Below are 11,860 nucleotides of genomic sequence, written 5' to 3'. Positions count from 1 at the left end.
ATTTTCCTATGACATTCATCTTGGAAGAAAATACAAAAAGCTTTCACCACTTACGTTTGGTGAAAGCTTTTCGACCTTAGCGACGCTCTTTGACATCTTGAACTAGATCTTTCATCAATTCATCAATCTGCCAAGAAACTTGCTCTTTATTATGGCGACGACGAACTGTTACCGATTTTGATTCTTGCTCTTTCTCTCCTATGACAAACATATAAGGAACTTTTTGCACTTCTGCTTCTCGGATTTTATATCCAAGCTTCTCCTCTCGGAGATCCGCTTCGACCCGAATACCAACACTCTTTAGCTGCTTAACTACTTCGTTAGCATATTCGTTAAAAGATCGCGATACAGGAATCACTTTCGCTTGAACAGGCGCTAACCATAACGGGAAATCGCCCGCAAAATGTTCAATCAAGACTCCTAAGAAGCGATCGACCGATCCCATTACAGCACGGTGAATGACAACTGGACGGTGTTTCTCGTTATCTTCTCCGACATAGGATAAATCAAATTTCTCCGGCATCTGGAAGTCAAGCTGAACGGTTGCACATTGATGGCTACGTTTCAGAGCATCACGGATGTGGAAGTCGATTTTCGGACCATAGAAAGCACCGTCTCCCTCGTTAATCCGATAATCAATCCCCGAGCGGTCTAGTACATTTTTTAAAGCCCCTTCTGCTTGCTCCCATAATTCATCTGAGCCCATCGAATCTTCTGGACGAGTAGAGAGTTCAATTGTATAAGGGAATTGGAAGACGGAGTATAGCTTATCGATCTGCTTAATTACGTTAAATACTTCATCCTCAATTTGATCAGGTCTAGCAAAAATATGAGCATCATCTTGTGTAAAAGTACGAACACGAAGCATTCCGTTTAGAGCACCCGAAAGCTCATGGCGATGTACTTGCCCAAACTCAGCCATACGCATCGGCAAGTCACGATAGGAACGAAGCTCATTTTTGAACATCAGCATATGTCCTGGGCAGTTCATCGGCTTTAATGCAAATTTGCTTTCGTCTACATCTGTAAAGTACATATTTTCATGATAATGATCCCAGTGACCTGATTGTTCCCAGAGACGTTGATTCATCATGAGTGGAGTTCGCACTTCCTCATACCCTGATTGAAGCTGGATTTCACGAGAGAGATTTTCTAACTCGTTGCGCATTACCATTCCTTTTGGGAGGTAAAAAGGCATCCCTGGAGCTTCTTCGGAGAACATAAATAGTTTTAAATCTTTTCCAATTCGGCGATGATCCCGCTTCTTTGCCTCTTCTAGAAAATGAAGATATTCATCGAGTTGAGATTTTTTAGGAAAAGCAGTGCCGTAGATCCGTTGTAGCATTTGATTATCGGAGTTACCGCGCCAGTAAGCACCCGCGATACTCATCAACTTAAATGCTTTTAGCTTCCCTGTAGATGGCATGTGAGGTCCACGGCATAGATCAAAGAATTCACCTTGATCATAGATGGTAATCGTCGAATCCTCAGGAAGATCACGAATCAATTCTAGTTTTAGATGATCTCCGATCTCTTCAAAAATCGCAATTGCTTCATTACGGCTTACGACACGACGAGTAATCGGTACATCTTCTTTGATCACCTTAGCCATCTCTGCCTCGATCTTCGGCAGATCTTCTGGAGTAAGGCGTGTAGGAAGATCAATATCATAATAAAACCCATCTTCAATCACAGGACCAATTCCTAGTTTTACCTCAGGATATAGGCGCTTTAGTGCTTGGGCGAGAATGTGAGCCGCACTATGGCGATATACCTCTAATCCAGCCTCATCGTCTAATGTAACAATTTTTAGTTCAGAGCCTGATGGGACGTCACGACCTAAGTCTACTGGCTTCCCGTCTAATACACCTGCTATTGCCTTTTTAGCTAGTCCATTACTAATCGAGGAAGCTACATCCAGAACCGAAACAGCTTCATCATATTCACGTACAGAACCATCTGGTAATCGTACAGAAATATTCAACCGAACTCACTCCTTTAATTATGATCGTTTTAAAACAACAAAAAAACCCGTACCCAATAGGGACGAGCTTTGTGCCGTGGTTCCACCCTTGTTTAATCATGACTGAATCGCAAAAGAAAGCCAGTCTGATCCTCAAGACACTGATAACGGCGTGTCACCGATTGCAGATACTAGCCTATAAAGGCATTCCCCACATTCGCTCGGAGGGGGTAATAGTCTGTTCATAGGATGAAGGGATTTCCAGCCGATGATCCCCACTCTCTAGCATCGTAAACAGCTACCATGACCTCGTCACAGCTCTTACAGTTGAAGTTTGTTAATCATTATATGCAAGTAGGACCAAAAGATCAAGCATCTTCTTGCACCGGAATCGATTTCACATGGCAGTGCTGGCAATCATGACACACCACTACCCTTCCCTCAAAAATCTGGAGAAGTGTACGAATCACATTTTCCTCTTGTTGCTTCGTGTGCAAGACTAGCTTTTCAGGTGCGATCGATAAAAGGGAACTAACCACTAAATCTTCATGCGAAAGGCTTTGATCCATCAATTCTTGCACAGCTCCGTCCAATTCGCGAAGTTGGTAAGGAGTTCCATCTTCCTTTAACAGCTGAAACTGCTTCGATCCTCTATGAACGACATGAATAAGTTCTACTTTCGGACTTTGAACCGACACAAAATAGCGCAGGAGTTCAATAAAATCGCGATACTCTTTATCTAATTGATACTCTTCATACGCATCTTTTACACAACGAACGAGTGACTTCCGATACGCTTTTAGACGAAATCGAACAAATCCATCAATGGACAGGACACGATTTGAATCTAGATACATCGCAATTTGCTTACTAATCCGTTCTTTACGAACATGATAACCAGTGCGTAAGTAGCTCCATGAATTTCGTTCTAATAATTGTTGCGCCCGAAATTCAATCTGATCCATCTCATCTAGCTTGATGTTCGTGTGTTCCTTTTGAATGATTCCCCTGATTAAATCTGTTTCAGCAAAATCACACAGAAAGCTGGCTATTGCGTCTCCCATCTCTCGATGGACTTCCTTGTCCTGAAGCCGACGCTTCCGTTGGGTATGTATTTTGAAAAAATGAAGCTCTCCAGTTGGTTCTTCTACGAATGATGCATTGACGCCAATCTTCTTTAATTTCATTATCATGTTGCCAAAGCGATCACGTAAAAACGCCAACTGAATGGGATCTCGACGAGAAATGGAAATAGAGTAGTCCAACGTCCCACTCCTTTCTTTGTCCACACTGGCATTTCTCCTAGTATATGGGGTGATTGGCTAAGGTATACACAAAACCAAAAACTCAATGAAGCACTAAATATCCCAGCCCGATCACCGTAAAAATACCTGATACATAACGAATAATAATATCCCAGCGGGTATTTGTTTTTATTCTAGCTAATCGAAAACCCGTTTTATTGGGCCAAAATAATGGAATGCCCGATACCGTTAATGCATCGGCAAATAAATGCGAGAGGTAACCAGCCATAAAGTATCCGAAGTACACCTGATTCGGCACAGCTAAAAAGCTAATCATTCCTACTAGTCCTACTCCCATAAGAGAGTGAGTAAAACTCCTATGAGGAACATAGGCTGCAATCACCACATATAAACCCGTTAATGCAATCCATAGCGGACCCTTATAATAAAAACATGCCGCTATGAGCAAAATCCCAATTAAAGAGGCAAAAATCGACCGATATCGGGTCTTCAAGTTTAACGTTAGATATTTACTAATATAGCTTCCCTTATGATCTAAATCAGGCAACATACTACTAAGAGTCGCCACAGCAATCCCAATGGAAAGAGTTAGCCAGTCTTGGTTTCCATCTGTATGCAGAGTAGCATAACCTACTCCGAACAACGCTCCCATTGATAAATGTGTTTTTCCTGTCATTTGATCTATCCCCCTTGTAAAACGGATATAAAACTTCGTTTCGAGTCTGTTGTTAGCAGATGAGGACAGTCCAAAGGATACATTGCCCCTAATTGGCTCCTATACTGGTCAAATAATAGACTTTATGTATAATACATATTCTATTATATATTATCTTAACTAATTTCCTTAATTAAAAAATTTCTAACCTGTTTAGAAGTAAATAGATCCTCCTTTGCTTTATTGATTCTCTAAATGGTTCAATAACCAGAAAAAGCCCTAATCCTCTAAAATCAGAGACTAAGGCTTTTTTCTTCTTTATTATCTGTATCAGAGATTAGGAGAGTTACTTCTTGTTAACTGTGTCAGCAAATTCTTGCCAAGATTTATTATACATGCTTAATTTTTGTAGAGATTCGCTCTGTAAGGTCATAAGTTCACCCTGTAGCTTTGTCTCATCATTCATTTGTGTCATCGAAGGTTCTTTGTTCGATGCCGCATCTTTCACAATCGATTCTTGATTGGTTTGAAATTTTTCGTATCCGGAGATAACCTTTTGTTTAGAATCAATAAGAAGTTTGAAATTCGTCAGAAAAGTATCGGCAGCGTTCTTTAACTTCTCTTTCTTAATTTTATCTACCTTTTTTTGAAGGTTAGGCAATTCTTTAGCCACATTCTCTAATTCTGTCTTAGACTCTGTAAGCAACTTTCTTATTTCTGCTTGCTTCTCGCTCACCTGTTTAATTTTAGTTTGATCTAGTCCAGTTTTATCCATAGAAAGAAAAATGCTACCTATTTCTGTTTCGTGAGAAGCGATTTTCGTATATTTTTGTTCGTTGTCATTAAACTTCGATACTACTTTTCCCATCTCTTTTCCAAGTTCATTCACATTAACAGAATCCGAGAACAATGAACAACCAGACAAGAGAACGAGAGAAAGCATAATAGCAAGAAACTTCTTCATAATATCCTTCCATTCTTCTATATATAATTTTTGTTTAAAGCCACAAAGACCATTGTAATCTCTTTCAAGATAATTGAAAAGAAAAATATTTATCATACATCAAAAAAGCCCTCTTTCTATACGAAAGAAGGCCCATATGGATATGATTTGATTAATTTTGCATAACAAAGTCGTTCTCGGTAAATTCGCCTTCCTCAAAGACACGTAAAGTCCGGTACTTCGTGTTCCTTTGGGCAGGTACTTTACCAGCATCACGGATGAGCTTGATGGCGAGGTTGTTATTTACTTTATGAGTTGTGCCCGCGGCAGAAACTACGTTTTCTTCGATCATCGTACTACCGAAGTCATTACAACCAAAATGAAGCGACTTCTTCCCGATATCCGGTCCCATAGTTACCCAAGAGGATTGGAAGTTATCAATGTTATCTAGCATAAGCCTCGCAATCGCTACAGCTTTTAGATATTCTTCAGGGGAAAGTTTTTCACGCTTTAGATTTGTAAAGTCTGGTTGGAATGTCCATACGATAAAAGCGAGGAAACCGCCTGTCCGATCCTGCTGTTCACGTATGCGAAGTAAATGCATGACACGCTCTTCCATGGTCTCCCCGAAGCCGATTACCATCGTAGCAGTCGAATGCAAGCCCACACGATGTGCAGTATCCATCACTTCCATCCAATCTTCCCATGTTCCCTTTAAACGAGAAATCTGTTTACGGATACGATTATCTAGGATCTCAGCACCTCCACCAGGAAGGGAATCGAGTCCCGCTTCTTTTAACTCACGAATTACTTCTTCCAGCGTAAGTCCATCCGAAACCTCTTGCATCTTCCGAATCTCAGCTGGAGAAAATGAATGCATCGTGATCTCAGGGAATCGCTTCTTAATCTCACGTAAAAGGTCCGTGTAGTAGTGAAATGGCAAATTAGGGTTGGTCCCACCTTGCATGAGGATTTCGGTACCGCCTACATCAATGGTTTCTTGAATTTTTTGGAAAACCGTATCATCGTCTAATACATACCCTTCTGTAGAGCCGGGCGCTCGGTAAAAAGCGCAGAAACGACAATACGTATCACACACATTGGTGTAGTTAATATTACGTCCAATGACAAAAGTGGTAACCGGCTCCGGATGCTTTTTTAACATCATTTGATTCGCTGCCTCGCCGATTTTCTCTATTTCATCACTATTCCATAAAGAGACGCCGTCTTCAAACGTAAGTCTCTCTCCTTTTAATGCGCGTTCCAATATCGCATCGATGTTCGACATCTCATTCACCTCCAGATTCCATATATAAAAAGTAAAGTCCTAGAGCATGTATCTCCCCAAAACTCAAATAATCAGCTTACTAAAAACTCAGTAGGGAAATACATGACCCCTATTCCTATGCTATTACTAGTTAATCAACAACGAATCCACAATCATTCATCATGTTCATTTTATCACATGACTGCACAAAGCACATGAATTTTGTTTATCACAAATTCATGTGCTCATTCGTCAACCTATAGAGGATCGATCACTATACAAAACGCCCAGTTAGCCATGCTTCTACTGATACAATCCCGCCAACTGCTGGCTCGCCTTCAGTCACACGATCTAGCGAAGCAAATACGACATAAGCTGCACCCACTGTCTGCACAGTAAATTGCCAGTATTGTGCTTGAGATAGCTCATTTTGCAAGAGTTCTACATCTGTTACTACACCATTTAATAGAATGGTTGGAGCAAGAACATCGTTCACTTCATCGTTAAAAATCCCAAGTGGAACCAAGGATTCAGATGACAGAGGAACTTCTGGATCTTGTTTTTGATCAAATTCCTCTTCCGTAGCAAAACAACGTACCTGATGCGCAAATGCAGCAATCTCCACGTTACGCGTTTCAGACTGTTGAAATGCCTCTAACACTTCCATATCTCCTGTTTGAAACACAAATGGATACATACCCGACTCTGGGTTTGTCTCCTCTTCTGGTCTCATCGAACCAAATGTGAGCCCTGTCAATTCACCTTCTTCATTCGTATCCACTTCATAGATCCCGACCGGAGAAGCCATCCCTTTACGATGGTGAAAATTGACATGAAACACTTCATGATCCTCATCCATAAGCGCAACGATCTCTTCTCCATTCGAAAAAACGAGCGAAAACTTCCTGCCAAATGAAGTCTCTGTTTGCTCACCCGTTCGAACAACAAGATCTAGGTACTCCATAAACTGCTCTTCACTTTCGATCGCAAAACCCATAGAATGCGCTGGCATATTATGTACTCTCCTTCAGTTGATAAATATTCTAACCCCTAGTAGGGAATTTTTTATGTATCATCATCAATTATTCAATATCTAAATTGTATCTATCATTTATATTTTTACAAAAAAAACGGTTTGCACTTTTGTTTGCAAACCGTTTTTTATATGGTGCCGAGGGTCGGGCTCGAACCGACACGGTAGTCACCTACCGCAGGATTTTAAGTCCTGTGCGTCTGCCTATTCCGCCACCCCGGCAAGGCAGTATAATTCATTTTTAAAAATGGAGCGGAAGACGGGACTCGAACCCGCGACCCTCGCCTTGGCAAGGCGATGCTCTACCACTGAGCCACTTCCGCAAATGGTGGCTCGGGACGGAATCGAACCGCCGACACGAGGATTTTCAGTCCTCTGCTCTACCGACTGAGCTACCGAGCCATACTTTCTTGTTAGTAGTTATTATGTAACGTTCGCTACTGACAAGAAAGAGTATAACATGGTCTTCTTCCTGAATGCAACATGTTTTTTATTATATTTTTACAGCTCACTTTTCCTTCGATTATGTCCATCAACAAAATAAGCAGTTGTATAATGTTGAATTCGTTCCATGATCCGCTTCGCCTTCATCACATCTTGTACATTCTTTTCACCTAAGCGAAGGTGAGTCTCTAACTCTTCTAAGTCCAAGTTAGATGTATAGATAGTAGGCAAGCCCTCTGCCGCCCGATAATGAAGCAAAGCGCCTAAAATTTCGTCACGCTTCCACACGGTTAAGTACTCTGCCCCAATATCATCTAAAATGAGGACTTGTACCTCTTTAAATGCTTGCAGCTTCTGTTGTAGGGAATGATCTTGAATCGCATCCTGAACTTCCCTTATCAGGTCTGGAACATACACCAGGTACGAATGGATGTTATGCTCGACTAACTTATTTGCAATCGCTCCTGCAATTCGGCTTTTACCTACTCCGAGCGGACCATGTAAATATAATCCCCTTGCCGGAATTCCTTCCGAAAAGGACATGCAAAAATCCATCGTAGCAGCGATCACTTCACTTCGTTCATCAAACTCCATTGTTTCAAAGCTTGAATTCAATATCTCTTTCGGAATATGGAGAGATCGAATTAGCTTCTGCTTCTCTTTCATGGATTCAAAAGCGGCTAATTTTTGACATTTCTTCATCCGAAACTCAATATATCCACCATATTGATTTAGATATGGATAATGCCCAGAGATCATATTAGGGCATCTTTCTAAACCAGAGCAACGACTACAATTCTCCCACTCGGACACCATCTGATTCATCTGAGGAAGCGAACGGAGATACTGCTCTTGTGGAATGTCAGGATGTCGCTCCACAAAACTGCGGACTGCCCGATGTTGTTTCAACAAGTTTACTTGCTTGTTCATTTGCTCTGGTGTAATTCCTGCCCGACGTAACATCGGCCCTGCAATTTCAGAAATGGGATTCACGGCATCTGCTCCTTTTCTCGTCCTCGATTCGCTAATTTTTCATTCATTAGACGAAGTTTGGCTTGTAGTCTTATCTTATTTTGCTCTAATTCCTCTTCACTCAGTGTAGGTGCAACTTCATTATTTTTTTCCCGCTCCAACTGTTGTGCCACTGCTTTGGGTAGAATCGATTTGGAACGCTTTGATTTCGTAGATCGAGCTGTCGTTCCTACATTGCCCTGCGACTCCCATTGCTCACTCTTAGCTATTTCGATTGCCTGCTCCATTGTTTTTACTTGTGCCCGTACCCAGTGTGCAGCAATCTTATCAATCAGACTCCAGGTTAATTTTCGATTGTATTTAATCATCACATAGTCAATCAACACATTTACAACTTGGGGCGATAAATCATACTTTTGCACCAACTTCTCCACAATCTTTAAATCACTATCTGAGACAGGACCGCCCCCTTGATAGCGATGTAACAATTCTACAGGAGATACGGTAGCCAGCAAATGAAAGTGCCTCTCTTCTGGTGAAGCATCTGGCGCGATCGTCTCTTGACTTTCCCGAACGAGCTGTGTCTGTTTAAAAGATATATCTTCCTGGGACTGCTTTTGATGGGTTTGAACCTGTGGCAATCCACCAAAACGAAGTTGGTACTCTCCGCGGACATAATTTCGAAGACGTTCTAAGTTGATCTCCCCGCGTTGCGTAATATACGGATCCTGTAAAACGGCAACCAAATCCCACGTTTCTAATTGATATAAGAAACAAATCTCTTTTAATTGAGCAATACATTCTGGGGTCCATGTACTTGAGTGGATAATCGACTGCAAGCGTAATTTTATAGAGGTAAAATCCTCATCGGACCACATCGGAATCTGTCCTTGTTGTAAATCTTCTCTAATAGGATGCTCAGGAGCTGGAAATTCTTGATCAATCTCTCCCATCTGTTGCAGATCATGGGGAGAGAAACTGCCGTATACATCTTTAAATGGCTTTGTCACATTTCGTTTTACTTGTTTTCGCCAGTTTTCAGATGGCATCGGTCCTAGCAATCTCTTTCGTAGTTCTGGATATATCTCTTTTCCTACCGATTGATATAGAGCTAGATTAAAAACTTCACTCTGAAAAAATTGGACAGGAGAAAGAGGGGAAACCAATTCATATTCATAGATTAAGCCATTCTGGGGATTCCCAAGCTCATACGTATTTAGTAATCCTACGCCTTCCAGCCGATGACGAGCCTCTAAAAAAGAGTCGTAGGGTGCTCCTAGCATCTTCATTAGCATGGCATGTGTATGAACTTCCGTCATCCCTGCACGTTCGATAGGCAATTGATAGGAAAGAGTTAAATAGAGACTATAGGCAGTTGCCCCGATCAATGGTTGATACAGTTGGGTTAGCACAATCAAATCAGTGGGTGCCAACGGACGATGAGAACGACAATACCACCCTAATTCTTTCCAATGAAACGCCATCTTCTGGTCTTCCTCCACACTTTCAATACTGATTTGTCCATTTTAACATAGGTTCCAATTTTAGAAAAAAGCTCATTTTTATCCAATTAATCCTCTTCCTCAGAAGCCTTGTCGGTATTCTCCTGACGAGAACGTTGTAATAAGTCTAATTCTGTAACAAAAACGTGAATATCTTTAAACTGGCGATAGACAGAAGCAAATCGAACATAAGCTACCTCATCAATGGTCATCAAGCGATCCATTACATATTCTCCAATTTCATTACTGAGAACTTCTGAAGTATTTTGATCACGTAACTGTTTTTCAATCTCATGGACTAATTTTTCTAAGCTTTCAACCGAAACAGGGCGCTTTTCACAAGCTCGAATCAAACCACGTAGTAATTTTTCATGATTAAACTCTTCTCTGCTTCCATCTTTTTTCACCACAATTAACGGTTTTTCCTCTATCATCTCAAAGGTTGTAAATCGCTGTTCGCACTCTTCGCATTCTCTCCGCCTGCGAATCGCTCTTCCTTCATGGGCAGGTCGTGAATCTAACACACGAGATCCATAATGATTACATTCTGGACATCTCATCCTTACGTCCTCCTTCACCATCCAAACAACTTTCGCTCTAGTGGTTTCAAATCTATTTTATTTCATCAACCTTGATATAAACAATGAAAAATCGGAAGTGCCTAAAAACCCGAGCCTACTAGAGCTCGGGTTTTACCCTGTCTAACCATATTATATACTAAGCCGACTGCACTTTTATTTGCTCATTCTCTTGACTAGCAGAAGAAGCCACTAGTTTCACCAAATCGACGATGCGACAAGAATAACCCCATTCATTATCATACCATGCTAACACTTTTACTTGGCGGTCACCCATCACCATAGTAGATAGCCCATCTACTATAGAAGAGTTTTCGTTACCAATGAAATCCGATGATACCAATGGTAATTCCGTATAAGCTAGAATTCCTTTCATCATACCTTCAGCGGCTTGCTTTAAGGCATGATTTACTTGATCTTTCGTAACATCTGTTTTTAGATCGACAACCAAATCGACGATGGATACATTAGGGGTTGGGACACGTAAAGAAAATCCGTTTAACTTTCCTTGTAATTCTGGAATCACCAGACCCAATGCTTTAGCAGCTCCTGTTTTGGTTGGGATGATTGATTGACCACATGCACGAGCCCGGCGTAAATCTTTATGTGGATTGTCTAAATTTAATTGATCATTTGTATAACTATGGATCGTTGTCATGAGACCATGCTCAATCCCAAATGTGTCATGCAATACTTTGGCAACGGGAGCTAAACAGTTCGTCGTACAAGAAGCATTTGAGATGATATGATGATTTTCGGGTTGATAGATATCTTCATTTACTCCTAAAACAATGGTAGCGTCTTCATTTTTCGCCGGAGCCGAAATCACTACCTTTTTAGCACCCGCTTGTAAGTGTAGCCCTGCTCCTTCTCGGTCGATAAATTTCCCTGTTGCTTCAACGACCACATCAATTTGTAACTCTGTCCAAGGTAACTCAGCTGGATTTCGGTTAGAAGTTAACCGAACAAATTGTTTATTTACATAAATACCGCCATCTGTCGCGATTACTTCCTCATCAAAAAAACCATGAATTGTGTCATACTTAATCAAATGTGCTAATGTTTCGGCTGGATAACTAGCATTAATTGCTATTATTTCTATTGTTGGGTCAACTATTGCTTTTCTAAAAAACATTCTACCAATGCGTCCAAATCCATTGATTGCAACACGAATGCTCATTATGGATGAATCCCCTTCCGCCTATATATAATACACACAATTCCCCTTTAATATTATA

At 41.0% G+C, this 11,860-nt stretch carries 10 protein-coding genes and 3 tRNA genes; all 13 read right to left on the bottom strand.

The features are described 5' to 3' along the window. Positions 1-76: 76 nt before the first annotated feature. The 13 genes from thrS to J2Z48_RS04610 all read right to left on the bottom strand — a co-directional run bounded on the left by thrS (position 77) and on the right by J2Z48_RS04610 (position 11,802). A complete protein-coding gene (gene thrS / locus J2Z48_RS04670; protein ID WP_307251395.1) occupies positions 77-1,984 on the bottom strand; it encodes a threonine--tRNA ligase in 1,908 nt (635 codons plus the stop codon). 347 nt (positions 1,985-2,331) lie between these two features. Beyond that, positions 2,332-3,252: a sporulation protein YtxC gene (gene ytxC / locus J2Z48_RS04665; protein ID WP_307251394.1), complete on the bottom strand. Its 921-nt coding sequence runs from the start codon at positions 3,250-3,252 to the stop codon at positions 2,332-2,334. 58 nt (positions 3,253-3,310) lie between these two features. Further along, positions 3,311-3,904, bottom strand: coding sequence for a metal-dependent hydrolase (locus tag J2Z48_RS04660; RefSeq protein WP_307251393.1), 594 nt, complete (start codon positions 3,902-3,904; stop codon positions 3,311-3,313). A gap of 325 nt (positions 3,905-4,229) precedes the next feature. After that, positions 4,230-4,943 carry a hypothetical protein gene (locus tag J2Z48_RS04655; RefSeq protein WP_307251392.1) on the bottom strand — a complete coding sequence of 238 codons (714 nt, stop codon included), beginning with the start codon at positions 4,941-4,943 and terminating at the stop codon, positions 4,230-4,232. Positions 4,944-4,998: 55 nt separating this feature from the next. Beyond that, positions 4,999-6,114, bottom strand: a complete 1,116-nt coding sequence (gene mqnC, locus J2Z48_RS04650) for a cyclic dehypoxanthinyl futalosine synthase (protein WP_307251391.1) — start codon at positions 6,112-6,114, stop codon at positions 4,999-5,001. 253 nt (positions 6,115-6,367) lie between these two features. Further along, entirely contained in the window at positions 6,368-7,105 is a 738-nt protein-coding gene (locus J2Z48_RS04645) for a hypothetical protein (protein ID WP_307251390.1), read from the bottom strand. Positions 7,106-7,259: 154 nt separating this feature from the next. Then, a tRNA-Leu gene (locus J2Z48_RS04640) sits at positions 7,260-7,348 on the bottom strand. Between the two features lie 26 nt (positions 7,349-7,374). Further along, positions 7,375-7,449 (bottom strand) — tRNA-Gly (locus J2Z48_RS04635). A 3-nt stretch (positions 7,450-7,452) separates the two neighbouring features. Beyond that, a tRNA-Phe gene (locus tag J2Z48_RS04630) sits at positions 7,453-7,528 on the bottom strand. A gap of 99 nt (positions 7,529-7,627) precedes the next feature. Beyond that, positions 7,628-8,563, bottom strand: coding sequence for a primosomal protein DnaI (gene dnaI, locus J2Z48_RS04625; RefSeq protein WP_307251389.1), 936 nt, complete (start codon positions 8,561-8,563; stop codon positions 7,628-7,630). Continuing rightward, positions 8,560-10,026: a DnaD domain protein gene (locus J2Z48_RS04620; protein ID WP_307251388.1), complete on the bottom strand. Its 1,467-nt coding sequence runs from the start codon at positions 10,024-10,026 to the stop codon at positions 8,560-8,562. Before J2Z48_RS04620 ends, dnaI begins: the two co-directional genes overlap by 4 nt. Before the next feature lie 86 nt (positions 10,027-10,112). Beyond that, entirely contained in the window at positions 10,113-10,604 is a 492-nt protein-coding gene (nrdR, locus tag J2Z48_RS04615; RefSeq protein ID WP_307251387.1) for a transcriptional regulator NrdR, read from the bottom strand. Between the two features lie 157 nt (positions 10,605-10,761). After that, a complete protein-coding gene (locus tag J2Z48_RS04610) occupies positions 10,762-11,802 on the bottom strand; it encodes a glyceraldehyde-3-phosphate dehydrogenase (protein ID WP_307251386.1) in 1,041 nt (346 codons plus the stop codon). Positions 11,803-11,860 lie beyond the last annotated feature (58 nt).

The sequence above is a fragment of the Croceifilum oryzae genome (assembly GCF_030814315.1).
Classification (GTDB): Bacteria; Bacillota; Bacilli; order Thermoactinomycetales; family Thermoactinomycetaceae; genus Baia; species Baia oryzae.
This window is presented reverse-complemented; position numbering and strand designations above follow the sequence as displayed.

Bases quoted from the DNA above. Each gene is read 5' to 3' on its own strand.
- J2Z48_RS04660 (WP_307251393.1), bottom strand. From the start codon at position 3,904: ATGACAGGAAAAACACATTTATCAATGGGAGCGTTGTTCGGAGTAGGT.
- J2Z48_RS04655 (WP_307251392.1), bottom strand. From the start codon at position 4,943: ATGATAAATATTTTTCTTTTCAATTATCTTGAAAGAGATTACAATGGT.
- mqnC (WP_307251391.1), bottom strand. From the start codon at position 6,114: ATGTCGAACATCGATGCGATATTGGAACGCGCATTAAAAGGAGAGAGA.
- J2Z48_RS04645 (WP_307251390.1), bottom strand. From the start codon at position 7,105: ATGCCAGCGCATTCTATGGGTTTTGCGATCGAAAGTGAAGAGCAGTTT.
- J2Z48_RS04620 (WP_307251388.1), bottom strand. From the start codon at position 10,026: ATGGCGTTTCATTGGAAAGAATTAGGGTGGTATTGTCGTTCTCATCGT.
- nrdR (WP_307251387.1), bottom strand. From the start codon at position 10,604: ATGAGATGTCCAGAATGTAATCATTATGGATCTCGTGTGTTAGATTCA.
- J2Z48_RS04610 (WP_307251386.1), bottom strand. From the start codon at position 11,802: ATGAGCATTCGTGTTGCAATCAATGGATTTGGACGCATTGGTAGAATG.